Source organism: Hymenobacter guriensis (assembly GCF_015773195.1).
In the GTDB taxonomy this organism is placed as follows: Bacteria; Bacteroidota; Bacteroidia; order Cytophagales; family Hymenobacteraceae; genus Hymenobacter; species Hymenobacter guriensis.
Map to the genome: position 1 here is coordinate 293,044 of NZ_JADWYK010000005.1, position 24,936 is coordinate 317,979.

A 24,936-nucleotide genomic window follows, 5' to 3' on the forward strand; every position below is an offset into this window, starting at 1 on the left:
ACTCAACGTTGATTGAACCAGGTTTTGGCCATCAGCCCGATGTAGAGACGCATACTTGCGTCCCGTCATTGAACAACAATCGTTGGTACGGCTTCTTTTGAACGACAATCGTTGGTACGGCGCGGCCGATGAGACGCAAGTATGCGTCTCTACATCGTTCAAATACCCTTTTGTTGCTTATCCCACGTCTACCAGCGGCAGAGTAAAGCGGAAGCTGCTGCCGCAGTCCAACTCACTTTCCACCCAGAGGCGCCCGCCCTGGGCTTCGATGAACTCCCGGGAGATGCTCAGCCCCAGCCCCGAGCCGCCCTTGTGCCCCGTAGCATTAGGTACGTGGGTGAAGCGCTGGAAAATCCGCTCGTGGAACTCGGCCGCAATGCCGGGGCCGCAGTCCTGCACGTTGATTTCCACCGCCTCGGCGCGCTGGTTGGCTTGCACCAGCAGGCGGGCACCCCGGGGCGAGTAGCGGATGGCGTTGCTGAGCAGGTTGATGAGCACCCAGGTGGTCTTTTCCAGGTCGGCGCGGGCCGGCAGGAGGGTGGAAGGCAATTCCACGCACAGCTGGAGCTGCTTGTCCTCGATTTGGGGGCGCACCGTATCAATAGCGTAGTTCACTACTTCGGCCAGGGCTACGGGCTGCACGTCGAACTGGATGTCGGCGCCGGCATCGAGGCGCGATACGGCCAGCAGCTGGCCCACCATACCCAGCAGGCGCTGGGTTTCGTCGCGGATGCCGTCAGCCAGGCGCTGACGTTCCTCGGCCTCCGTCCGCTCGTCCTGGAGCAGCATGAGGCTGAGCTTGATGCTGGCCAGTGGGGTTTTCAGCTCGTGTGAAATGGTGGCCAGGTAGTTCGACTTCACCTCGTCCAGCTTCTTGAAGTCCGACACGTTGCGCAGCGCCAGAATGTGGCCCACAAATTCCGTGCGGCCGGTTTCGCGGTTGCGCGTTACGATGTGGTTGAGCGTGAGCCGGTAGTACGCCGTTTCCCCGTTGGCGTGGGCAATAGTGAGCAGAACCGGCGCGGGCGCCTCCCCGGTTCGCCCCGACTCTGGCTCCAGCAGCGGCTGGAAAACGTCGTGGAGCAGCGCCGACTCGCGGCGCAAGTCCTCGGCTCGCTGGCCTACCAGCTCGGCGGCCGAGCGGTCCAACAGTTCGCGCGCCACGGGGTTAGCCAGCAGCACGCAGCCCGCGGGGTCGAGCAGCAGCAAGCCTTCGTCGAGGTGGTCAATGAGGCTTTCCAGGCGGCTGCGCTCAGTAGCCAGGGCCGCCCGCGTCACGGCACGCTGGTCCTGCAGGTACCCAAAGGCGCGGTTGAGGGCCAGAGCTACGGCGCCTACTTCATCGTTTTTGGCAATGGATACCTGAGTGGCGGGGCCGGCGTTGGCCACGTCTTCCACGTCGGCGCGGAGGCGGCGCAGGGGGCGCAGCACGGACCGGGGTAGGCGCACCACCAAACTCAAGGCCACCAGGCTGCTAAGGACCATGATGAGCAGCACTACGCGCCGGGCTCCGGCCGCTGCCGCCGCAGTTTGCTGGGTCTGACGGTGAAAAGAGGCCGCGTTCAGGGCCATCATGCGGTGCGTTTCGGCCCGCAGCTGGCGTAGCCGGGCCTGTTGCCGGTCGGTGGGCGACTTGTCATCCACGAGGCGCTGGTAGTCGGCCACATGCTGAGTGAGCGTGTCCACCAGCTCCAGCTCCCCGGCCTCCGTGATGTTGGCGGCTTCGCGGGTAAGGGCCCGGCGCAGGGCGGTGAGTGGGGCCGGCTGGGTGGGGGCATCTTCCAGCTGCTCCAGGGCCCGCAGCATCTGCTGACCGTACTCCACGGAGCGGAAATTGGCCTGCTGTACGCCCCGCGTTCCGCCTTCCAGTTGTCGAATGGTGGAAAACGTGTACCCGCCCAGCCCCAGCAGCAAAATCAGCATCGTGAGGATGCTCAGGCGGATTTTGAGTTTCAGGGACATGGATATTAGGGCCTTGGGGACTTAGGGTCTTGGATTTTTTGTTCTGCTTCGTCTGTCATCCTGAGCAGCGCGAAGGACCTTATGACGATTTAACGATGTCGTTCGGGTGTTTATAGCCCGCAGAAGACGCGGAGGTTTTCGCGGAGGGCGCAGAGGAAGTGCCGGGGCTCGAGGAGTGGCTGAACGTCAACCAAGATTTTAAGACTCTAAATCCCCAATCACAACTCGTACTCCTGCACCTTGCGGTAGAGTGTGGTGAGGCCGATGGCGAGGCGGCGGGCCGCTTCGGTTTTGTTGCCCTGCACTTGATGGAGTATCTGGCGAATGTGCCGGGCTTCCACCGCGCGCAAACTCTGATCAGTAGGGTCGGCATCGGGGCTGCCGGAGGCGGGCAGGGTGTGGAACTCGTCGGGGAGGTAGCCGGCGGACAGGGGCTGGTCGGCGGGGGCGAGGATGGCGGCGCGCTCCAGCACGTTTTTCAGCTCCCGCACGTTGCCGGGCCACTCGTAGCGCTGCAGCAGCTCCACGCACTCGGGCTCCAGGCCGGGCAGGCGCTTGCGCAGCTGGGCCGCGAAATGCTGGAGGAAATGCTGTGCCAGCGTGGGCACATCGGCGGCGCGCTCCTGCAGGCTGGGCACTAGGATGGTGAAGACGGAGAGGCGGTAGTAGAGGTCGGGGCGGAAGTGGCCGGCGGCGGCTTCCTGCCGGAGGTTGCGGTTGGTGGCGGCCACAATGCGCACGTTCACGCTGGTGGGCTTGGTGTCGCCGAGCTTGGTGAACTGCCGCGTTTCCAGCACCCGCAGGAACTTGGCCTGCACGTTCAGCTCCAGCTCCCCGATTTCGTCCAGAAACAAGGTGCCGCCGTTGGCTTCTTCCAGCAAGCCCTTCTTGTCGGCCAGTGCGCCCGTAAACGCGCCCTTCTTGTAGCCAAACAGCTCCGATTCCAGCAAGTCCTTGGGGAAAGCCGAGCAGTTCACGGCCACAAAGGATTTGACTTTCCGCTCACTGGCTTCGTGAATGGCCTGGGCAAACAGCTCCTTGCCCGCGCCGGTGGGGCCTTCCAGCAGCACGGTGCTATCGGTGGGCGCTACCTGACGGGCCAGATCCTGGGCGCGGCGTAAGGCGGGGGCCGCGCCAATCATGCTCGCGAAGCTGAAGCGCTGCCCCATGCGCCGCTCCAGCTCGGCCACGCGGCGGCGCAGGCGGGATTTTTCGGCGGCCCGCTCCACTACTACCACCAGCTGCTGCTCGAAGTCGCCCTTGGTGAGGTAGTCGAAGGCGCCCTGCTTCATGGCCCGCACCCCGTCGGGGATGGTGCCAAAGGCGGTGAGCAGCACGATTTCGATATCGGGGGCCTTGGCTTTGAGGCGCGGAATTAAGTCCACGCCGTGGGCGTCGGGCAGGCGCACGTCCGACACCACCACCAGCACCTCGTCGGCGTGCTGCTGAAGGAGCTCCAGTCCGCGGTTGGCGTCGGGGGCTTGCAGCACGGTGTAGCCTTCTAGCTCCATTACCCGGGCCAGCAGCTGGCGCAAGCGCGGTTCGTCGTCAATCAGGAGCAGGGTACCGGTGGGCATTTTTAAGATAAATTGAGAATTAGTAATGATGAATTGGAGTAGGAGACACTTTGACTTTCTGATTCCTAACCCGGAAACTCAGTACAGCTTGGGTGTTTTTTTCAGTGTAAGGCCAGGGCGATACAGCGTTAGAATGCGCACTTAGGGAGTGGCAAACTGCCGGGGAATAGGATTCGACGGAAGTTAGATAAGTAAAAGTATGGGGTTGGAGGCTTGGTAGTAATATGGAGGCAATGGTAGCTATCAGAATCAGAAAGGATGTTGACCGTATTTTTGAAAAATATCTGCTAATCCAGTCGCATGACGAAAAGAAAATTCCGAATCAGCTTTGGAAATGCGCAAGACCATTCGGTGGATTACCTCATCGGTATTCTGGAGGATGCGCGTATCACTACCATTCAGTCCATCAACAACTTGTCTGTTGAGGAATTAGACTGGCAGTACAAAGCAGGATGGAACACTATAGGCGCTTTGTTGGCACATATCATAGCCGTCGAACACTATTTTCGCATCGAATTCATCGGTGGAAGAAAATTAACAGAAGAAGAAAACGCGAAATGGCTGCCAGCTCTAGACTTAGGGCCTTATGTACCACAATTAATCACCGGCGAATTAATCGACAGCTACATCGACCGATTAACCGAATCCAGACGGCAACTAGTGGAGGTCTTGAAAACGGTTTCGTTTGAGGAGTTTACCAAACGAATAGAAGACTACGATCCGGAAACGGGATGTGATTTAGCGTGGGCCTTGTATCACATGGTGGAAGATGAAATCTACCACCGTGGCCAAATTAGCATCATCCGTAAGCTCTACAAAGAGCAGCTTGCTATTAACAACTATAGCCAAGCCTAACTCAGCCGGATCTCATCCTTCAGATTCCCCATGACGCGGTTGAATTCCGGTTCTACTTACTCGTTTTCGTGCCAGGCCAGTCCCATTCCGGCGAGGTTGTACAGGAGAGCAATACCTCAAAAACTCACTGCTACCGACGACGTCACGTTGCCATAAGTGCGGGCCAGGCCATTATCCTTCGTGTTAAACAGCGGGTCTTTTCCGTGCAGCACGCGGCCTTCCAGGCGGGCCGTAACGTGGGCAGTGGGCGCATAATCCAGGTTGAGGGAAGCACCGGCCACGCGAAACTGGTTTTCCAGGCCGAGCGGACGGGTATTTTGGATAAGGACGCCGTGAGCGGCCTGATAATACTCCGCGCGGGCGGTGGCCGCAAGCTGCTTGGTGAATTGGTAGCGGGCCAGGGCGTAGCCGGTGTGCCACATTTCGGCGCGGCGGCCGGGGGCCTGCTGAGCGCCGAGGTCGAACAAGGCGGCCAGGCTTAGCCGGGGAGAGGCCGCGTACGTGAGGTAGAAATCGTGGAAATAGCGGCGGCGACGGGCCGAGTCCTGGGGCTGCTCGTTGCCGAAGAAGGTGCTGCTGTTGAGGAGCAGCTTCTCGGTGGGCTTCCACTGCAGCTGGGTGCCCACGGCTTTACCCCGATTGTTGTCGCGCAGATTTTGCCAGCCGTTCAGCACCAGCGCCGTAGCCGTAAGCCGGGGCGAAACCTCGTAGGTGAGACGGGCGCCGGCCTCATAGTAGGGCGAGTTTTCGGCGGCCAGGGAGCGGGTCAGCGTCCAGTTGTCCTTGCTCAGCGCCGATTCCAGGCCGATGTGCGAAGCAAAAATGCCCAGGTCGAGCCAGGCGCGGCGGGTGGGCCGGAAGCCGGCGTAGGCTTCGTAGAGGTGGCGCAGCACCGGCGGCTCGGCGGCGTAGTTAGCCTCCACGTAGGTGCCGGCGTGCAGGCCCAGCGCGCCGCGGGCGTGCTCGTCCTGGTAGCGCACGCCCAGCACGGCGTTGTTGAGGGCAAACTCATTGGCGCGGTTATGCGAATACAGAAACGCCGGCCGCTGCGGGCTCCGCCCCGGAAAATCGTAGCCGTAGTAAGCATCCGCGAAGCCGTACCAAGTGATGGGCGGGATGGGAGAGGCCGTATCGGGGGCGGCCGGAGCAACCTGGGCCACGGCAGAGGCGGCGAGCAAATAGGTCAGACAGCACAGTAGCTGGAGTTTCATGGTCGAGAAAGAGTGCGTCGGGCAGAACGCAAGGAAAGCAAGCTAGAATATTGGTAATGGAAGTGGCCGGGCTGGAAGGCGGACTCCGGGCCCTTACGCGCTTTGGCGAATCTCATCCTTCAGGAGCTCCACGAAGCGGTTGAATTCGGGCTCGGCTTCCACATTTTCGTGCCAGGCCAGTCCCATTTCGGCCAGGTTGTACTGGTGTTGGGCGCTGATGGTGGCGCCGGGTAGCAGCCGGCCGCTGGCGTCCCGCTCGTAGCCCAGGAGCCAGAGCCGGTCGGCCAGGGCGGTGGTGGTCTGGATGTCGTGGGAGACGATGACGACGGTGTTCAGCTCGTCCATGGTCGTTACTTCGAGGATGATTTTCTTGACCTCGTCAATCATGGCAATGTCGAGGCCGGAGAACGGCTCGTCGAGCAGGATGAGGTGGTCGGAGCAAAGGAGCTGCTGGGCAATAGCGGCGCGCTGGCGCTGCCCGCCGGAAAGATGGGCCGGGTATTTTTTGCGGTGCTGGCTTAGCTGGAACCGCTCCAAGTAGGCATCGGTCTGGCGCTTGGCTTCCTCGGGCTCGTACTTCCGGGCAGCGGCCACCAGCAGGTTGTCTTGCAAGGTGCGATGGTTGAACAGCGGATACTGCTGCTGCACAAAGCCCACGGCGCCGGGCGTCACTTCTTCCTGCTCAATGCCCACCTTCACCGTGCCGCTGGTGGGCGTAATCAGCCCGGCCATGATGCGGCACAACACCGATTTGCCCAAACCTGAACGGCCATAGAAGCCCACTACCTGCCCTTGGTTCATGTTGGGCCGGCACACGTCGAGCACCTGCGCCGAGATGTCGCGCAGCACGGTTTCGCCCCCATATTCCATCGACACGTTGTCGAGGGTGAGGACCGGGGCTTTGTAGAAATAGGGCGTCATCGTTGAGTTAGTGAAATGGTGAGTTTGGCGTTTGAATCTTTCTCGAACGTCATGCTGAGCTCGTCGAAGCATCTCTACCGCTTCGTTGCAGTAGTAATTCAACGAAGCGGTAGAGATGCTTCGACGAGCTCAGCATGACGCACTGCAGAGGCTTTAAACCGATTACCGGGCGGTGGTGAGCGAGGAGTAGGGGAAGAACACGCGGCGCAGGAGGCCGAAAACGTAGTCCTGGGCGGCACCGGCGGCGAGGATGACCAGCTGGATGGCCACTACGCCGTCGAGGTGGAGGTAGCGGTTTTGCTTGTAGAGCAGCAGCCCAATGCCGCCTTCCGACTGGTAGAGTGTTTCCACCAGCGTAATCATCGTCCAGATGATGGCGAAGTTCTGGCGTACCACTTCCAGCATATCATCCAGCTTGCCCAGCACCACCACTTCCCAGAAGCTGCGCCACTCGCCCAAACCCAGGGTGCGGGCGTGGTCCATCTCCTGCTGGGTGGTAGTCAGAATCACCGAGGTCATGCCCGTGACGAGGTACACCGTAGTGGCAAAAATCAGCACCGAAAGCTTGACCTCGTGGCCCGAGCTAACCATCAGGGCCATGAAGAACGTGAGGCCGGTGAGGGTAAGGTAGCGCATCTTGGAGGCCGCATACGCCAACGGGCGGAAGAAGGGCAGGGCCGTGAGGTAGGAAATCAGCAACGCCAATACAGTGGCCACGGCCAGGGCTTGCAGCGCCGTAGTCATGCTGGCCCACAGCTCCTGGATGAGGCCCTGCGTGGTGACCATGTCCACGAATGCGCGGAGAACTTCACTGAGAGAGGGGAACATGCGCAGCGGCATCCACAGCCACAGCCCCAGCAGCAGGGCCGCCTGGCCCGCCGCCATCAAGGCAAAAGTGCGGCGGCGGGGCTGGGCATTAGGAGAGAATAACTCTTTCATGGGAAATCAATGGTCAGAAATGGAACGTCATGCTGAGCGGAGTCGAAGCATCTCTACCTCTGGCTAATTATTGCCATTGCAACGAAGCGGTAGAGATGCTTCGACTTCGCTCAGCATGACTGTTCATAGTTGAAGAGAATGAAATGGCAACTCACAAGTTCACCAGCTCACTATTTCACCGTTAGTTGCCCAGCACGATTTCTACGCGGCGGTTTTTGGCTTTGCCTTCGGGCGTGGCGTTGCTGGCCACGGGCTCCTGGGCTCCGTGGGCGTACACCTGCACGCGGCCGGCGGGGAAGGCGCTGGCGCTTTTAGCTTCTAGCCAATGCTGCACGGCCAGGGCGCGGTCTTCGGAGAGCTGCTGGTTGCGCTGCGGGTCGCCGGCATTGTCGGTGTGGCCGTGCACGGCTACTTTCAGACGGCCGGCCACTACCAGGTCATCGAAAAGCTTGGCCAGCTGCTGCTCGGCGGCGGGGGTAAAGGAGCTCTGGCCCGTGTTGAACTCGATGTTCCAGGCCCGCTTGCTCACGCTCTGGCGGATTTCATCATCAGCGGCAAACTGCTGCTGCTCGGCCGGGGCCAGGGTTTTGCCGCGGTATTTGTCCTGCAGCTTGCGCAGTGGGGCAAGGTCGAGCATCTGGTCCAGGGGCACGTAGCTGGGCAGCTCCTTGGGGTAGAGGCGGTGCTGCACGTCGCCGAAGGTTTTGTACACGGCCGCGTAGATATTGGTGCCGCCTTCGTTGAGGCCGAACAAGGCCAGGTTATCCGAGAAGTTGAAGGCCTTAGAGCCACCTAGCTCCACCACCTCGCCGTTGCGGTCGGCCTCGCTTACGCCCTTGTAGTAGCGCAGCCAGTAAGCACCGGGCTTGTCCTTGTCGCCGTACACCACGCTGGAAATATCGGCGGCGCGGCTCAGGGCCTCAGGGTGACTTTTTACCTGGTCGCCGGCTACGGCCAGGGCCGTTATCAGGCCTTCTACTTCTTTCTGGTGGGTTTCATACCAGAGCTTGGTTGTCACCATGATGTTGGGCATCTGGTTGGAGTAGTCCTTGGTGCTAACAATGTTGACCAAGCCACCCTTCTGGCGGGCAATGTTCACGTCGCCGGGCGTCCAGGTGGCTACGGCATCGGCTACCACGTCCACTTTCACGCCGGTGTTCTTGCCGTTTACCACTTTGGTGCGCTGCTCGGGCTTGCCCAGGATGTACTTCTCGGCGGCCACCAGGAAGTCGGAAGCGGCCATGAAGTTCACGGCCTCGGGGTCGTAGGTGGTTTCGTCGGGGTTGACTTTCAGGCCGTTGTCGGCGCACCACTTCAGGGCAATGTTCTGGTCGCCGTCGCGCAGGTAGCAGGCCACGGTTTTGCCCAGAGCGGCCTTGGGGTTGTCGAGCCACTCTTTCGGACCCATCAGCTTGTCCTCGCCGAAGCTTTTACCCACCGAGTATGGAATAATCTGCAGGCTGGTGCCGGCCTTTTCCAGCTGGGGCTGCACTGCCGAGAAGGCCGGCAGTCCGTCGCCCATGATGCTCACCAGCAGGCCCGGCGTTTCGGGGTTGCTTTGCAGGTCGAGGGCGTTTTTCACCAGGTCGGCCTGCATTTTGGCTACGTCGTCCTGGCGCACAATCTGCATATCCAGGCCGTTGGCGGCCATGCTGGAGCCCTGGGTGGTGCGCGGGCCGCCGTTGGCCAGCATCCCCGCCATCTGCGAGTTCCAGGCCATTACCTCCCACACCACGGGCGTGCCTTTCTCGGCCGGGGTTTCGGAAGGCAAAGGAGCCAGCGGCACCGCCATGTTGGTGCGGGCGCCGCCGCTCTGGGTGGGCAGCTCAATGGAGTTCAGCAGCACCGATTCGGTGGCCGCTTTCTTGAAGACCATGCCGCTCGACACCAGCTTGTTGATGCCGAAGTACAGCAGCGCCACGAGCAGGGCGCCAATTACAATTTTACCGCGAGTAGTCATTTTATTGATGGTTGGTTTTTAGTGGTTGGTTGAGGATTCCCCTTCTGCATGCAGGAGGGGAACTAGCGCAGCTTCTAGCCTTAGTCCAGCAGGCTGGTATAGGCGTCGTTGGTGGCGGTGCGGGTCTGGGCGGTGGTGCGGGGCGCGGGCTGCTCGTCGAGCAGGGCGTTGAACTCGCCTTTCTGGTATTTCTCCAGCAGGCGCTGGCCTTTCTCGCTCATCACCCCGTTCTGGATGTCCATTTCCTTCACGAACTCCTGGGAGTAGCGCATGGCTTGCTTGATCTGGCCGAGCTGCTGGGCCATGTCCTGGGCCACGCGGTCGGTAGCCAGGTCGAAGAAGTACTTCTTGTCTGGGTCGCCACGCAGGATGTTCATAGCGGCGCGCATGCCGCTGCTGGTGCGCTTCACCAGCTCGTATTCGTCTTTCAGCAGATTCACCTTGAACTTGCTGTTGTCGATCTGGCGCAGGGCCGCTTTCAGGATCTGGCGCATCACCAAGCTCACGTTTTGGGTGGTGGTAAGCATGGGCTGCAGGCGCTGGTTGTATTCCTGGAGCTGAGCGGCGCGGGAAGCGTAGGAGGCGGCCGCGTCGCCTTCCTGCTGGCGGGTGGCCGAGTCGGCTAGCTGCAGGTACTCGCGCATCTGCTGGTTGTTGGCTTCCAGCTTGCGCTTCACCAGCTCGTGGGCGCCTTCGATGTGGCCTACTTCTTCCTCCATCTTGCGGGCTTCCTGGCCGGTGCTACGGATGTAGTCCTCCATGATGCCGATGGGGTCGGTGTTGACGAAGATGCCAGCGGCGGTGCGGAAAATGCGCTGCCCGGCATACCACAGCCCCGCCTTGATGCGTGGGCTGGTCACGAGCAGAAACAGCAGAAACAGCGCACCCAGCCCAATGCCCAGCTTCACGGTGTCGAACACCATGTCTACCAGGAATGGCACGATGATGCCCCAGCCGTAGACGCCGGCGGCTACCAGCCCACCGAGGAAAACCCAGCCGGCTACTTTTTCCGGCTGCTGCCACTTAGGCAAGTCGCCGGAGAGGCTGGAAGAAGAGTTGGAAAGGAGAGGAGTGTTCATGGTTGTAGGAGTTGGTTGTGGAGGATGGACCCGCGGGCTACTTCAGCAGGAAGGACTGGGTGGCCTGGCGGTGGGCCTGCAGCTCGGCCGCGGCGGCGGAGTTTGCTAGTTCGTAGGAGGCCATGGCGGCCGTGGCTTTCTGGCTTTCCTGCTGGCGCTGCTGCTGCACCTGCAACAGCTCCTGCTGCTTGGCTTCCAGCTGGCGCTGCAGGTCCGTAAGGGCAGCTTGCAGCTGGGTTTCCTGCTGTTGCAGCTGCACCAGGGCGCTGGCGGGCTGGTTCGGAATCTTGATTTCGCCCAGCTTTTCGCGGTGCCGCTCCAGAATGTGGTTGCGGTCGGCGGTGAGCTTGCGCTCAAACTCCTCAGCCGAAGCCAGCAGACCGGGCAAGTCCATGCCCGTCACGGCCGAAAAGGCATTGAAGGCCGTTTGGTAGAGGATGGGCCCGCTCAGCCCACTGGCCCCCAGGCTCTTTACCATTTTGGTGTAAGCCACGAAGTCCTTGCCGTTGCCCGTGAGCAGGCTCTGGATGTGGTCGAGGTGGCGCTGCTCGGGCTGGGTAACCAGGGGAGGGGCTGCTGGGTAGGGCATGCCCGCCGGGGTTAAGGCCGGGGGAGCGGCATTCGGCAGCGGCCGGGCCGAAGCAGGCGCGGGGGAAGTGGATTCCTCGCCTTCCTCAATGAAGAAGTCTTTGGCCGCTTTGGCGAGGTTGTCGAAGATGGGCATTGGTCAGGCGGTGTTTGGTTGATGGTAGCCTATTGCCAAACCCGGTGCCGCCCGTAACTACATTGGTTGAGATATGAGTTATATAACTGATAATGAGAAAGTAAAAATAAAACATGGGAAGGCTGAGAATTCCGCAAAAAGAAAAACCCTTCCATTTTGGAAGGGTCGGTTTTCAGAATGAAGCTGTCTGGGCCGTCATGCTGAGCTTGCCGAAGCATCTCTACCACTTCGCTGAATGATGCAGGCGAAGCGGTAGAGATGCTTCGGCTCCGCTCAGCATGACGTTCGGTTTACACAGCCGTAACCTACTGCCGCAGAACGATCCGCTGGCGGGCAGATGCAAACGTATTGCGTTTCTACCTCTCATTGACTACGCCTGCGTCGGGTTGCGCCCGTCGAGGGTGCCGCGGCTGCTGAGTACCCGGAAGCGCGCAAACAACTCTTCCCCATACCATTTTTCCTGGCGGGTGAGCTTGATAACTTCCTTGTGTTTTTCGCTGCGGTAGGCGTAGTCCTGCATAGCCTGGGCCGAGGTCCACAAACTAAAGGTGGCCTGGCGCACGACGGGCAGCTCGCCCAGGCCAATAGCGGCCAGTACGCCGGGGGCCTGGGCAATGGTAGCGCTGGTAGGCGCCACGTAGCGCCAGAAGCGCGGCGTTTTGTGCCAGCGGATAGAGGCGCGGGTAAGCACCGCTACCGGCCCATCGGCAGCCTGACTGGTATCGGGGTAGTCAAATGGGTTTTGCTTGTCCCAGAGTCCGTGCGACTTGATTGGGGCCAGATGGGCCGTCCAGATTTCCTGGCACCGGTGCTTGTACTCCCGCCACAGCGGGTGGCTATTAAAAAAATCTTCCGCCGCCGCTTCCGATTCCCACACGGCCATAAAGCCGTAGCGCAGCAGGTTGGGCAGTGCGCCGAAGCCCCCGGCCCCGCTGCCCAGCAGCTTCTGAAACTGCAGCCCAGGTACGCGCTGCAGGGGGCGCTGGGCCGTGCCCATTTGCGCAAATCCCCAGCGCTTCTGATTGGGGTGCAGCGTAAGCAAGGAAATAGTAGTGAGGGGCAAGAGAAAGCGGGAAAAAAAATCAAAAAACAAGCCAGCTGGGCATTGAAGCAGCTGCGCAAAGCCAAGCGCCACATGGCCCGCGGGCACGTGGCAAGCTACAAACAGCGCGTAAAAAAAGGACCGGGGCAGCCCGGTCCTTTTATAACAATTGGCTTCTCAAATGTTACTGCACGTTCACCTTGGCGTGCTCGTTCACGTCGTCGGCTTTGCTTCGCTCGCCGGTGGCTAGGGCACGCACGTAGGCATAGGCCCGCGTGAGAACCGAGCTGGGGGTATCCCAGTACTCGCCTTTGTCGATTTCCACTTTCAGAATGTAGATGCTAGGGTCGTCTTTGCCGCCGGGAAACCACGCACGCATTGACTCATTCCACAGCTCGTTAATCTTGGCTTGGTCGCGGTAGGCATTGGCGCGGCCCGAAACCGAGACGTACACGTTGCTTTCGGGGTTGGCGAAGCTCAGGTTTACCTGGCTGTCCTTTTTCACTTCGTATACTTTCGCCGATTCCTTGTCGGTCAGGAACAGCAGCGCGCCCGAGCCGTCGGGCTTTTGGGTGAACATAGGGCGGCTGCGCAGGGAGTGGTCCTCGTCGGTGGTGGTGAGCATGGCAATGCGCACATCCTTGATTTTTTCCAGGAGGGTAGTGAGGTCGTTGGTAACGGGTGTTTGGTCGGCCATGGGGCAGGAGGTTGAAGAATAGTACATCAGGAAAACGACCCGCACCGGCGGGCCGGGCCACCGGGGTGAGCCTGCCAGAAGTACGGCCCACGCTACGGTCGGGTTCGGGTGCAGCCCAGGTTGCCCGGATTTTCCCGACCTTCCGCCCCCAATGAACTTCCTGGCTCACCTGTTGCTTTCCGGCCCGCCCACCACGCCCGACTACGCCGACATCGTCGTGGGCAACTTCGCGGCCGAAGCCGTGCGAGGCCGTGCCGCCGTGCTGGCCTACCCCGAAGCCGTGCAGCGCGGCATCCGCCTCCACCGCTTTATCGACTCCTTTACCGACGCCCACCCCGTGGTGCGCCGCACCACCGCCCGCCTGCGCACGGCCGGCCTAGGGAAGTGGGCCGGGGTCGTGTCCGACGTGGGCTTCGACCACCTGCTGGCCCGCGACTTTGCTGAGTTTCACTACGATGCCGCCGAGCCCCTGCCCGCGTTTGCCCAGCGCATGTACGCCTTGCTGCACGCCCGCCGCGCGGAGCTACCGCCGCGCCTGCAGCATATGCTCCAGTACATGCGCAAGGGCGACTGGCTTACCGGCTACGCCCACCCCGAGGGCCTGCGCAATGCCTTGCTGGGCCTGAGCCGCCGCGTCCCCCAGGCCGAACTACTGGCTACCGGCGCGGCCGCGTTTCTGGCGGAGCTACCCGCCTATGAGGCAGATTTTCGGGAGTTCTGGCCGGAGCTGCGGGCGGGGGTGATGAAATTTGAAGCCTCTGCAGCAATGTTTTAGCAGAAGTTTTTTACTTTTCACTGGTTCACCTAACGGGGAAGCACACAACCTGTAAGCTTCCCCGTTAGGTAAGTCAACTAAAAGTAGAAGTCAAACTGCCAACAAAAAACGGGGCTGCTAAGCCCTGTTTTTTGTTTCTTGTAGTTAGCCGAATATCCCTAATGCTGGCGCCCGCCTTCGCCGTGGCCGTGGCCGTGGTCGAGTTCCTCGCGGGGGCGTCGCGCACGGCGGCTACCTTGCCGTCGAAGTGCATGACCATGCCGGTCAAGGGGGTAAAGTCCATTGTCACTATCTCGTCATTCCACGCGGGCGGGAGTGATGGAAAGCAATATGGCGAGTGAATGATAGAGTTGATGTGGTGGTATTAAGGCAAGGTCACTGGGCGGTTATGCTCTGCCTTCCAATCAGTCAACAACTGACGTGGATCAACACTGACTTCAGCCGGCCGGTCAGCTACCGTCAGCACAATTGTCTGCCGGCCGGATTTCAGCAGGTGCTTTTGCCGGTAGAGCAGCTTGCCTTTCTCTTTGCCCACGGCGGCGGGCGCGAATACGCCCATTTCCACCCAATCCTTCATTGGCAGTTTGGTCTCGGTGCCAGCACTATCGACTACCAGCTTGCTGGCCTGCAGGCTGAGCGTCACCTGCCATTTGCCTCCTTTGAGTTGTTTGGCGGTAGCGGTTTCCGTTTTCACCTCCCAAAAGGTGTTGGCTTGAAATAGGTCGTGCAGCAGCGGTTGAAGGGAATCGGGCGTGGCCGTTTGCAGCTCCCGGAAGAGGTCCAGCGAAGTGGCGAAGGGAACAGTGCCGGGGCGGTGCTTCGCCAGCAGTTGCCGGAGCGCCGCGTTTACCTTTTCCCGGCCGATGTACTGGCTCAGCGTGTACAGCGCAAAGGGCCCTTTGCGGTAGTTCTGGTAAAAGTCGTCGGCCTGCAGCAGCGGCTTGGCGGCGCGGGTGCGTGGGGTTTCGTTTTCTTCCCGCAGGAAGCTCAGCAGCGCCTGCAGGCGCTCCGGACCGTACTGGTCCTCCAGCACTCCCATAGCCGAGTACCACGCTAGGCTCTCAGTAATCAGGCCGGCGCCCTCCACGTAGGCTTGCTTGAGCTGATTGCCCCACCACTGGTGCGCCACTTCGTGCGCCACCACGGCCGTCACCAAATCAAAGCCCCGCTCGTCAGCCTTGGGATTCAACAGGAAAAAGCCCTCCTCCGCCGTAATGTTGCTGGGCGCGGCGTGGTGGCCGAAGGCGTAGCTGGCATGAGCCACAAAGCGCAGCTGCCGATGCGGGTAGGGCCCAAACTGCCGGGTGTAATAATCCAGCGACGCCTTGGCACTGCGCATCATGCGCGCTGGGTTTTCCGTCTGCCCCGGCGGGTAGTAAATCAGGATGACAACCTCCTGCCCCGGACCAGCCAATGAGTTGCGCCATTTGCCTTCCTGCACCGCGTAGTTGGCCGAAAAAAAGGCGTACTCGTTGCGAATAGGTGCCTCGGTAGCGTAGTGGAAGTAGCGGCGGCCGGCTTTAGTCCAGGTGCGGCGCAGGGTGCCCGGCGCCACCGCTGTCTGGCCCGCATCCGTGCCCACTACGGCCTCCAAGCGGATTTGCTCGGGAAACGGGGCGTACCGGCGCGCCGCCACGTCGTAGAGCGAGTAGGTAGCGGGCCGGGCAGGCAGGCCATAGGCTTTGCGGGCGCCGGCCTCGTCCAGCTCCCGGTAGGGCTGGTAGCCGATGACGGGCAGCCACTCCAGATTCCGGAAGCTGGTGCCGTTGGCCAGCACCTGCGCGTCGGCGCCGTTGTTGGAAAATCCCTGTGCGTGGTGTTTCACCTGGAAGCTCAGGCGCAGCGAGTCGCCGGGGTGCAGGGGCTGGGCCAGGGCGAACAGGCGGTAGCCATGCTCCTCATCCACGAGTACCTGCTTAGCTGGATGATTGAAGTTTACTGCAGTGGTTTCCACGCCCGCGCCCGTGGCCAGATGGACCGAGTCAATGGCTACCGGGCTGTTGTTCACCAGCAGGTACGTGCCCTGTATGGCCACCGTCCGTTGCTTAGGATAGATTTCCACCCGCAGGTTTACCCCAGTCAGCAAGGGCTGGGGTGCGTTCAGGTACCGACGGTAGCGCTTTTCGTAGGCGGCACGCTGGGCCGTAGTCTCGGAGACGCTGGCGTACTCGTGCAACACGTTGGTATGGTAGAAAATGAACCCACCCAAGGTAAAAATGCCCCCCACGGCTACCCCCGAAACCAAGGCGGTGGCCCGCGTGAAGCGGCTTCGCGCCAGCTGTAGCCGCGAAGTAAAACTGCCCTCCCGGTCCCGCACCCAAAACAGCCGTGCCACCACCGCCAGCAACAGGGCCCAGGCCACCCAATACCCTTTAAACCACAGCCAGGGCGCCAGTGTGGGGCCGAAGCCAGCCATATCGGTATAAGTCCACGGCGGGCTGGCGCCAAAAATGAGAAGCTTGTGCTTGATGCCCAGCGTGGGAGCGAAGGCGACAAAGCCATAAGCCAGAAGGGCCACCAGATGCCCCACGAATTTCTGATTGACCAGCACGTGCACCAGAAGCGCGAGCAGGGCGAAAAGCAGGCAATCCACCAGCTGCAGCCCGAACACGGTTTGCAGGTATAGCCCGATTTCCGGAGTAGCACCGCCGATGGCCACCTGCGCCGCTATTCCGGCCGTCATCAGCATGGCCAGCCACAGCACCAGCACCAGGCTTAGGGCCAGGAAGCGGCTAAGCAGCAGCACCCACTCCGGCACCGGTGCCGCTCCCCCAATATCGCCCAAACCCGCTTCCCGTTCCCGCCAGACCAGTTCACCGGCGTAGAAAATGGTAAGCAGCGCAATAATGGGCCAGAAACGCTCCGGCTGCGCCAGGGGCCCAGTCAGATAATCCAGGACAAAGTCGGTGCGGGGCAGCAAAGGCACGCCCCGGCCCTTCAGGTTTCCGGGCACGGTGGCCCCCACCAGCAGGGCCAGAACGGCCAACAGGGGCAGCCCGGCCTTGCTTTTGGCCAGCTGCAGAAAGGCGTTCCAGGTGATGAGGCGCAGCTGACGTAGCTGGGTGGCCACTCCATACGTTCCCCTGCCCTGCGGAAGCGCCAGCCTGCTTCCCCAGGGCAGCTTCTTCCAGGCCGACACCGCTGCGGGGAGCGGTTTGCCTGACGGCTGTTTTTGTCCGGTTTCGGGCAACACGAGCTGAAACCGGAAGTAGGTAAACGCCAGCAGGCCCAGCGAAATGCCCAGCCACAGGAGGCGGTTGGCCAGGAAGGAGCCTTCCAGCAGCAGAAAACGCGTACTTTTTTCCAGCGGGCTCCAGTCACTGGACAGATGACTCAGCACCGGGCCAAAGCTCATCGGGTCGGCCAGATTACCCCATTCCCCGCCCTGCTCCAGGAGCGGCCATATCGTGTAGGCCGCCGCAAAAAGGGCCGCTCCGACCAGGTAACTGGCCAGGGCCCGGCGGCTGAGCGCCGCCGCCGAAAATTGCATGGCCGTGGCGAAAAAGGCGTTGGGCAGCGCAATAAAGAAGAAGGTAGTCAGGTAGGGCATCACCCGGAACGGCCCCAGAATCTCGGCTTCTACCCCGGCAAAATGCATGGCCAGCAGCATACCCGCCGGAATGGCGAGCAGAATGAGCACACTAAGGACAAAAGTGGCCAGAAACCGCCCGCCCAGGTAGGCGGCTTTGCTGGCAGGAGCCGTGTAGGTGAGCAAATGCATGCGCGTCTGCACGTCGCGGGCCGCCGCCTCGCCGGCCACGGAGGCACCTATCACCAGCCAAAATACGCAGCAGATAACCGTGACGGACGCCATGACGATGGGCGCATTAAGTAAAAAATACCCGTCCCGCGCATCGGAGGCATAGTTGGCAATGACCACCAGAAAAGTAATGAGCAACAAGACCCCGAAATAGAGCCAGGTAGCGGCCCGGCGCAGCTGGTAGCGGAACTCCAGCGCAAAAATCCGTTGGAACTTCATCGTGCTATGCTTTCTGCTTGTGGTTGCTGACTAAATGCGTCGAAGCAGCCCGTCATGGCACCGAAATAGACATCTTCCAGGTCCGGCTCTACCGGCTCAAACCCGCTTCCGGGCCTATCGGGGCTGTACACATGCACCAGGGTGCGGCCACTGAGCAGTTTGGCCGAAATGATCTGGTGCTCCTGCTCCAGCGCCGGCAGGGTATGCTTGTCGGTCAGCTTGCGCCAGATGCGGCCTTTCAGCGCAGCCACGGCCTCCAGCGGCTCGGCTTCCAGCAGGATTTGGCCCTGGTTGATGATGGCCATGTTGGTGCACAATTCCGCCACATCGGCCACAATGTGGGTGGAGAGGATGACCACGCTGTTTTCGCCTAATTCACTCAGCAGGTTAAGGAAACGGACCCGCTCGGCCGGGTCCAGGCCCGCGGTGGGCTCGTCTACAATCAGCAGCCGCGGGTTGCCCAGCAAAGCCACTGCTACTCCGAAGCGCTGCTTCATGCCGCCCGAAAAGCCGCCCAGCTTCTGCTTGCGCTTGTCCCAGAGGTTGGTTTGTTTGAGCAGGGCCTCGGTAGTCTCTTTGCGCAGCGCCCGGTTGGTTAGGCCTTTGAGCACCGCGAAGTAGTCGAGCAACTCCTCGGCGCTAGCCTTGGGGTACACCCCAAATTCCTGGGGCAGGTAGCCCAGCGTCTGGCGCACGGCTTCCTTCTGGTTCACTACATCGATGTCGCCTAGAAACAGCTGGCCCTCGTCGGGCTCCTGCAGCGTGGCGAGCGTGCGCATCAGCGTTGATTTGCCGGCGCCATTTGGGCCCAGCAGTCCGTACATGCCCGGCGGAATGCTCAGCGTCACGTTCTGCAAGGCCTGCACGCCATTCGCATAGCGTTTGGATACGTTGCGGATGCTCAGGCCCAAGGGAGGATTTGCCATTGTATCGGAGTGGCTTCGGTTGATTGGTTGACATCAAGGGAGCCAGGCACCTGTACCGATGCCTGCTTTCGCTATCTCAGGACGAAGCAATTATTACCGCCTTGAAAAGCGAAACCCGATATGCTGATGCGGGAAAGCACTCGACCAAATGGGGCTTTGCTTCCGCCAACGCACTGGTAGTCCTCATTTGCCCTCCCGTAGATTAGCCTTCGCAGCTGGTCGAAACAGAGGCCCGCGCAACCACAGGAAAACTCACCTTTGTAGGATGGAGCGCGTCAAAAGAATCTTCCGCCTAACTCACCTGGTCGTCTGGCTTTTATTTACCTGGTTGGTAAGCCTGCAACTGGATAATGACAAGGATGTCTACTGGCGCAGCACCACTGCCGCGTTTATAGCGACCTGCCTGTATGTTTTTTACCTTCATTTCTACCTGCTAACCCAATACACGGGCAGGCAAAACAGAAGAGACTATTGGCTCCGAGTAGCAGGGATTATGCTGACGGGTCCTATGCCATTTCTGCTTTTCCACCAGAAGCGGTTCGATGCCGGGTACTATTTTATGCACCTGATTGCTACGGTACCTCTCTTTCTCTTCCTGAGCTGGCTGGCCCGCGTGACCGAGAACCTGGTACTGAATACCATCCGGAAAGAGCAGCTGGAAAAGCAGGCGGTGGAAGCCGAATTAGTTAATCTGAAGTCGCAGATCAACCCGCACTTCCTGTTCAATACTCTCAACAACATCCACACGCTGGTGTACAAGCAGGCCCCGGCCGCCCCGGAGGCCGTCATGCACCTGGCTTCGCTGATGCGCTACATGATTTATGAGTCCAACGCGGCCACGGTACCGCTGGCCCGGGAACTGGACTATCTGCAGGATTACGTGAGCCTGCAGCAGCTGCGCTACAAGAACAGTCCGGTGGTGGACCTGCACATAGCCGGAGAAACGGCCGCCTGCTCCATTGCCCCCTTGCTGTTCATCCACCTGCTGGAAAACGCCTACAAGCACAGCCCCGCCCGCCTGGAGCCCGGCGACCTACGAGTTTGGGTGGAAATAAAGGAAGATTGTCTAACCTTCCGTGTGCAGAACCCAATAGCCAAAAAGCCGGCTCGTGCGCTGGAAGAGCCCGGCGGTATCGGGCTGCCCAACGTCCGGAAAAGGCTGGCGTTATTGTACCCGGGCCAGCATACGCTGGACGTTCACAGCACCGGCAACACTTTTACGGTCACCCTTGCTATCCACGGCCTTCACACCCCAGCGCATGAAAGATAAGCTCACCTGCTACATCATTGAGGACGAGCATCTGGCCCAGGAAATACTGGAAGAATACATCCGGAAAGTGCCATTTCTGGAGCTGAAAGGCACCTTCATGAGCCCCCTGGAAGCGGCCGCTCAACTAGCGGCTGACCAACCCGACCTGCTGTTTCTGGACATCAACATGCCGGACCTGGACGGGCTCAGCTATATCCCGATGCTTAGCCCCAAACCCATGATCATCCTCACCACCGCCTACGACCAGTACGCACTGAAGGCCTACGACCTGGAGGTGAAGGATTACCTGCTGAAGCCCTTCACGTTCGAGCGGTTTTACCGAGCCGTGTTACGGCTGTATCAGGAACAAAACCCCCGCCCGGTCCCGGCAAAGCAGGAGGAAAAAGCCGAAGCGAAGTTAGAGCAGGAGCATATTTTCCTGAAGGTGGGCCACCGCATCCAGAAAGTTGCCACCCGTGATATTCTCTTCGTGGAAGGCATGAAGGACTACCTGCGCATACACACCCGGGACGAGAAGATCATGACCCTGCTCAGCTTTGCCCGGCTGGAAGAGCTGCTGCCCGCCCAGGAGTTTGCCCGCGTGCACCGGTCCTTTCTGGTGGCGCTAAACAAAATCGACCACATCGAGAAAAACCGGATTCAGATTGCCGACCAGCTCATTCCCATCAGCGAAACGTACGCCGAAGCGTTTTATAGAATGCTCAGGGGGCTGCAGTAGAAGGTGCTGGTGGTAGAGTTTCTCGCTCCTCGCCTCAGAAGTCCCCGCTGGAATCAGCAAGCCCATGCTGGTCTTAGATGGTAACTAGAGCATTCAGTGGGGCGCCATTCCTGCCCCAAAGCTGAAATACTCCTGGGCTGGCGCCGACCCCGTCACCACGGGCACGTCGCCGGGGCCGGAAAGTATTCTTCACTTAAGTACTGGCCGGTAGGGCCGTCCGGGCCAAGCAGGGCGTACTTCACGATGCGCTGCCCGGCCTGCTCCACGGTGCTGGTGCCCTGGTGACCTGTGAAGTCGGTTTGGGTGTAGCCCGGGCATACCGCGTTTACTTTAAAAGGGGTGCCGCGCAGCTCATAGGCCAAATTGAGGGTGTACATGTTCAGGGCCGCTTTCGAGGCCTGGTACACCGGCAGCCGGTAGGCTAACTGCTCGTTTGCAAAGTCGGCGTACAGCGTCAGCGAGGCCATGGCCGTACTCACGTTCACGATGCGCGGCTGAAAGGATTTTTCCAGCAGGTCGAGAAACGCCTGCGTGACGCTGGCCACCCCGAACACGTTGGTTTCAAACACGGACCGAAATTGCTCCAGCGTGGCGTGCCGGGCCGACTGCGACCCTCCGCCGGAAATGCCGGCGTTGTTGACCAGCACATCCAGCGCCGATGTTTTGGCGCCAATGGTTGCCCGGGCCGCCCGGATGGAGTCGGGACGGGTGACGTCCAGTTGGATGGCTTCCAGGTTTGTGAGGCCCGCGGCCCTGAGCTGTTGAACGGCGGCCTGGCCGCTTTCCAGGTTGCGGCTGCCGAGGTACACGAAAAATCCGTGCCGGGCGAGCTGTTGGGCCACTTCCAGGCCAATACCCTTGTTGGCGCCGGTCACGAGTGCTGACTTCATGGGTTGAGGTGGGTGAATGTAATAGAGGAAACGAACCGGCGGAACCCTTCCGGCCGGGCAATCGGGCCAGGGATGCAGCCCTGTCGATGAGGTGTTGGCCAGGGCTTTATAAGGCGCTTGCGAAGCGCACGACAAGCCCTGCCCGCGCCAGCTGGTAGTAGCTGCAACCGGGCATCAGGATGCCTTTTTCTGGGGTAGCCTAGCGCAGTCGGTTGCCGGTGCCTGGGCTAGCCAGGGTGCTCGGGGAGTAGCCAAACTGCTTTTTGAACGCATAGGAGAAGTGCGCCAGGTTCTCAAAGCCCACTTCCAGGTAAAGCTCCACCGGCTTTCTGCCCTTTTCCGCCAGCTGGTAGTGGGCTAGCGCCAGCCGTTTCTGCGTGAGCCAACGTTGGGGGCTTAGCTGAAAGGCTTTTTTAAAGTCCCGCTTGAAGGTGGTCAGGCTGCGGCCGGTCAGGTAGCTAAACCGGGTCAGGGGCATGTTGAACATGTAGTTTGCCTCCATAAAAGCCACCAGGTTCAGCTTGCCCGGCTCGGAGAAGTCGGCCAGTACCCCGTCCGCGTGCTCGTCGAGGCTGCGCAGTATCTCTATTGCCTCCGCTACCTTAACGGCCCGGAGCTTTTCCGGCAAGGGATGCTGCAGCTCCAGGTAAGGCAACAGGGAAGCAAAGAGGCTCTGCAGCAGCGGATTTTTCGAGAAAACCAGCAAAGCGGGGGATGCTGGTCCAGCGGGTGCCAGGGCCTTTTCGGTGTAATAGGCCCGCACCAGGGTCGTGGGCAGCTTCAGCACCAAGGCCTGGTATGGGGTGCCATCTTTGGGGTATTTCAGCAGGGTTGCCGGCTGCTTGCGGGGCAGCAGCAAGGTGTCGCCGGGGCCGCAGCAGTACGTATGGTTGGCCTGCACCACTTTCAGCTCGCCCGCCAGCACACCCACCAGCATAGCATCTTCGGCGGCTATTTCGCCTCCGTAGCGCTGGTCGCCGTGGCAGGCGACGACCATTTCCGCGTAGCGGTTCAACTGCTTGAGGGCCATAAGGCAGTAGGGTTCGGGGTTTGTCAGGCAGCTTACTTCGGCATGAAGCGCTGCCTGACCATACAAAAGTAGGTGGCCCGGGGCCGGAGTGCTTTGTTTAAAAGGCCGAATTTGCTTTGCTCAGCGGGCCGTTCGGCAGGGAACGAGCCGGGCAGGCAGAGCAGTGGGTTGCAACACCGTTTGCCCTTCTCTCTGTACGTGCGCTGCCGGGTACAACAAAGTCAAAAACAGACACCCTCCGATAGGCTGGCAGCTGGCCGGTTTGCCCCCTTTTCTAAGTTAATTGGCCCCGGCAAGCCAACTTTACCTGCATTCTATTCCTTTTTGCTTGTCTGCTTGCCATAAATTCTTTCTGCAATGACCCGTATACTAATTCTTGCCACCCTGCTTGGCGCTACGCTGAGCGCGAGCCACACTGCCGCCGCGCAGGATGCTGCTCCCTGGAAAGTTTACCTGGAAGGAGGCGGTAAAGTCAGTGCCTTTCGCACAACCTCCTACGGCGGAAGCTACCAGCCGCAAGGAACGTACCCCTCGCCCGAGGAAGACCGAAAGATTACGGTGCGCAATACCTTTTCGGGGTTTCTGCAAGTGAAAGGCTTCAAAGAAGTGGCCAAGCGTTTGACCTTATCCGGTACGGTGGGTCTGGACATGCAGCATCTGAATTACCGCACGGGCTACACCGAAACGTTCAGCAACGGCACTATTACGGCCTACGGGCGCGACCACATCAGCCGGCTGCTGAGCCGGGCCCGGGTAGACATTGGCTTCTATTACCCGGTGCGGATCGGCGAGTCGGGGCGGTTGCTGCCGGGCATTGCCTTGGGGCAGATGGTCAACCTGAGTGAGCAGGGGTATAGCTACACCTTCCTCCAACCGGGAATTTACTTTACCAATGACCGGTTGCTGCTCTCGGCCACGGTATCGGAAACACCCTACAACGTGCTCATTCCGGGAGCCTCCCATATGGAAGGACAGCTGCGGGGCACTTACACGTACGACGCCGAGTACCGGATACGCGAGTTTCAGCTCGGTTTCGGCGCCAAGTTTTAGTTCCAGTCTGCCCTGGCCGATAACTGAAAAAGCCCCACTGCTCGGTGGGGCTTTTTTTATGAACACGGGACCCGCACCGGGGCATAAGCTACTGAGGATGCCGGCGCGTGAGGTAGCTCGTCAGGCGCTAGGCTCCGAGCCCAGGCGCGAAGTCTGGCGTCGGAATCCGTCGGTGCCGCTGGACTCTAAAGGGCTGAGTGAGAACCGCTCATCCCCGTATAAGCCCTTTCTCGTGTCGGGAAAAAAGCTGAGGTAAAGTCAGCTGGCAGAAAGCTCCTTAGGGCTTGTAAGCCACCCATCCCCGAAACGTGAAGCCAGCGTAGAAGAGGCTGACATTGGCAAAGCCGGCTTCCCGTAGCAGCGCTTCGTCTTGCTGGGGAGAAAGGACCGATAGGCGGGCGGCCATGATGGCGGTTCCGGCCTCCGCCTGGGCTTGATCGGCCCCACCAGCGGCAACGCTAAAGGCCGCATAGCGAGCTAGCCACACTGCCTGTTCATCTGGGTGCTGGGGGAAGCTGTGGTGCGCCACAACGAAGGGGGCGCCCGGTTGTAGCCGCCGCAGAACCTGCTGCAGCAGGTGGCGCCGCTCTTCCAGCGGCAGGAAGTGGCAGGTAAGCAGGCAGGTTGCGGCGTCAAAAGGCCCAGCCGGCGCCGCATCAATATACCCTTCGTGGAACTGCACCCGGGTTGCCAGCGGGCCGAGCGTGGCCAAGGCCAGCCGTAGCATTTCCGCAGAGGGATCAACGCCATCGAATTGCCAGCCGGGATGAAACTCGGCAAACGTTTTTAATTCGAGCCCTCCGCCCGCACCAATCACCAGTATCCGCCCGGCAGCAGGCATGCGCTCAGCCAGCAGCAGCGCGCTCATGCGGTGCAGATCCGCAAAGCCGGGTACGATGCGGGGCGGACGCTCTGCGTAGCGCGCAACGGCCTGGGGGTCAGAAAAGGGAAGCATCGGCCAGAAAATAAGAAAGTGGAATAAAGAGAAGAAGAGTCGATGCGACGGGGACAAAGTCCGCCGGTATCCAAAAGCTACGGGCCGGATCAGCCGGGTGAGTTGACACAAGCAGGCAGCTGGTAGGCGTCAATGGCCAGAATCTCCAGGCCCAGCCGATACGGCCAGGGCCCGTGCTCCTCCACCAGCTCGGCCCAAATCACGGTTAGCTCATCGGTGTCGAACAGCCGGACGCACGGCACCACGGAGCAGGCAACCACCCGGCCTTCGCGCAACTCTGCCTCGGTAAGCTGATAGCTCACCACGTAACGTTGTGGCCCCGCGGCGGCCGGCGCGGGGCCCAAACTACGGGCTGCGTCTTCAGTAGCAAGCCGCT

General features: G+C 60.5%; 21 protein-coding genes. 5 read left to right on the forward strand and 16 right to left on the reverse strand.

The window, feature by feature from the left end; translation table 11 throughout:
* Window positions 1-177: 177 nt before the first annotated feature.
* Window positions 178-1,962, reverse strand: a complete 1,785-nt coding sequence (locus I5L79_RS11060; RefSeq protein ID WP_196955108.1) for a sensor histidine kinase — start codon at window positions 1,960-1,962, stop codon at window positions 178-180.
* 218 nt (window positions 1,963-2,180) lie between these two features.
* Window positions 2,181-3,539, reverse strand: a complete 1,359-nt coding sequence (locus tag I5L79_RS11065; RefSeq protein ID WP_196955109.1) for a sigma-54-dependent transcriptional regulator — start codon at window positions 3,537-3,539, stop codon at window positions 2,181-2,183.
* A gap of 300 nt (window positions 3,540-3,839) precedes the next feature.
* On the opposite strand from I5L79_RS11065, the gene I5L79_RS11070 reads away from it, so the two are divergent.
* Window positions 3,840-4,394, forward strand: a complete 555-nt coding sequence (locus I5L79_RS11070; RefSeq protein ID WP_196955110.1) for a DinB family protein — start codon at window positions 3,840-3,842, stop codon at window positions 4,392-4,394.
* A gap of 116 nt (window positions 4,395-4,510) precedes the next feature.
* Here I5L79_RS11070 and I5L79_RS11075 read toward each other — a convergent pair whose 3' ends face one another.
* From I5L79_RS11075 to I5L79_RS11110, 8 genes are all read right to left on the reverse strand, one after another.
* Window positions 4,511-5,605: a porin gene (locus I5L79_RS11075; protein WP_196955111.1), complete on the reverse strand. Its 1,095-nt coding sequence runs from the start codon at window positions 5,603-5,605 to the stop codon at window positions 4,511-4,513.
* 93 nt (window positions 5,606-5,698) lie between these two features.
* The gene (locus tag I5L79_RS11080) at window positions 5,699-6,526 is read right to left on the reverse strand and encodes an ATP-binding cassette domain-containing protein (RefSeq protein ID WP_196955112.1); all 828 of its coding nucleotides are present in this window, start codon (window positions 6,524-6,526) and stop codon (window positions 5,699-5,701) included.
* 162 nt (window positions 6,527-6,688) lie between these two features.
* A complete protein-coding gene (locus tag I5L79_RS11085; RefSeq protein WP_196955113.1) occupies window positions 6,689-7,465 on the reverse strand; it encodes an ABC transporter permease in 777 nt (258 codons plus the stop codon).
* A 181-nt stretch (window positions 7,466-7,646) separates the two neighbouring features.
* A complete protein-coding gene (locus I5L79_RS11090; RefSeq protein WP_196955114.1) occupies window positions 7,647-9,425 on the reverse strand; it encodes an OmpA family protein in 1,779 nt (592 codons plus the stop codon).
* An 80-nt stretch (window positions 9,426-9,505) separates the two neighbouring features.
* A complete protein-coding gene (locus tag I5L79_RS11095; protein WP_196955115.1) occupies window positions 9,506-10,504 on the reverse strand; it encodes a hypothetical protein in 999 nt (332 codons plus the stop codon).
* A 37-nt stretch (window positions 10,505-10,541) separates the two neighbouring features.
* Window positions 10,542-11,228, reverse strand: a complete 687-nt coding sequence (locus I5L79_RS11100; RefSeq protein WP_196955116.1) for a hypothetical protein — start codon at window positions 11,226-11,228, stop codon at window positions 10,542-10,544.
* Window positions 11,229-11,598: 370 nt separating this feature from the next.
* Window positions 11,599-12,291 (reverse strand): spheroidene monooxygenase, encoded by a 693-nt coding sequence (locus I5L79_RS11105; protein WP_231403042.1) that lies wholly within the window; start codon window positions 12,289-12,291, stop codon window positions 11,599-11,601.
* A gap of 163 nt (window positions 12,292-12,454) precedes the next feature.
* On the reverse strand, window positions 12,455-12,967 hold the full coding sequence (locus I5L79_RS11110; protein ID WP_196955117.1) for a pyridoxamine 5'-phosphate oxidase family protein: 513 nt from the start codon (window positions 12,965-12,967) through the stop codon (window positions 12,455-12,457).
* Between the two features lie 151 nt (window positions 12,968-13,118).
* Here I5L79_RS11110 and I5L79_RS11115 point away from each other — a divergent pair, with 151 nt between their 5' ends.
* Complete coding sequence (locus tag I5L79_RS11115) at window positions 13,119-13,742, forward strand: acyl carrier protein phosphodiesterase (RefSeq protein WP_196955118.1); 624 nt, start codon at window positions 13,119-13,121, stop codon at window positions 13,740-13,742.
* 364 nt (window positions 13,743-14,106) lie between these two features.
* On the opposite strand, the gene I5L79_RS11120 is transcribed toward I5L79_RS11115, so the two are convergent.
* Window positions 14,107-17,721, reverse strand: a complete 3,615-nt coding sequence (locus tag I5L79_RS11120; RefSeq protein ID WP_196955119.1) for an ABC transporter permease/M1 family aminopeptidase — start codon at window positions 17,719-17,721, stop codon at window positions 14,107-14,109.
* Window positions 17,718-18,647 (reverse strand): ABC transporter ATP-binding protein, encoded by a 930-nt coding sequence (locus I5L79_RS11125; protein ID WP_394368797.1) that lies wholly within the window; start codon window positions 18,645-18,647, stop codon window positions 17,718-17,720. Before I5L79_RS11125 ends, I5L79_RS11120 begins: the two co-directional genes overlap by 4 nt.
* A 508-nt stretch (window positions 18,648-19,155) precedes the next feature.
* Here I5L79_RS11125 and I5L79_RS11130 point away from each other — a divergent pair.
* Entirely contained in the window at window positions 19,156-19,917 is a 762-nt protein-coding gene (locus I5L79_RS11130; protein WP_231403043.1) for a sensor histidine kinase, read from the forward strand.
* The gene (locus I5L79_RS11135) at window positions 19,907-20,635 is read left to right on the forward strand and encodes a LytR/AlgR family response regulator transcription factor (RefSeq protein WP_196955121.1); all 729 of its coding nucleotides are present in this window, start codon (window positions 19,907-19,909) and stop codon (window positions 20,633-20,635) included. The genes I5L79_RS11130 and I5L79_RS11135 overlap by 11 nt, the downstream gene beginning before the upstream one ends.
* A gap of 152 nt (window positions 20,636-20,787) precedes the next feature.
* Here the strand turns inward: I5L79_RS11135 and I5L79_RS11140 are convergent, their stop codons facing one another.
* Window positions 20,788-21,525: an SDR family oxidoreductase gene (locus tag I5L79_RS11140; RefSeq protein WP_196955122.1), complete on the reverse strand. Its 738-nt coding sequence runs from the start codon at window positions 21,523-21,525 to the stop codon at window positions 20,788-20,790.
* A 199-nt stretch (window positions 21,526-21,724) separates the two neighbouring features.
* The gene (locus I5L79_RS11145; protein WP_196955123.1) at window positions 21,725-22,555 is read right to left on the reverse strand and encodes a helix-turn-helix domain-containing protein; all 831 of its coding nucleotides are present in this window, start codon (window positions 22,553-22,555) and stop codon (window positions 21,725-21,727) included.
* Between the two features lie 357 nt (window positions 22,556-22,912).
* Here I5L79_RS11145 and I5L79_RS11150 point away from each other — a divergent pair, with 357 nt between their 5' ends.
* Entirely contained in the window at window positions 22,913-23,605 is a 693-nt protein-coding gene (locus I5L79_RS11150; RefSeq protein WP_196955124.1) for a hypothetical protein, read from the forward strand.
* 277 nt (window positions 23,606-23,882) lie between these two features.
* Here the strand turns inward: I5L79_RS11150 and I5L79_RS11155 are convergent, their stop codons facing one another.
* Together I5L79_RS11155 and I5L79_RS11160 are read right to left on the reverse strand one after the other, a co-directional pair.
* Window positions 23,883-24,560, reverse strand: a complete 678-nt coding sequence (locus I5L79_RS11155; RefSeq protein ID WP_196955125.1) for a class I SAM-dependent methyltransferase — start codon at window positions 24,558-24,560, stop codon at window positions 23,883-23,885.
* Window positions 24,561-24,649: 89 nt separating this feature from the next.
* Complete coding sequence (locus tag I5L79_RS11160) at window positions 24,650-24,904, reverse strand: hypothetical protein (protein WP_196955126.1); 255 nt, start codon at window positions 24,902-24,904, stop codon at window positions 24,650-24,652.
* Window positions 24,905-24,936: the final 32 nt, after the last annotated feature.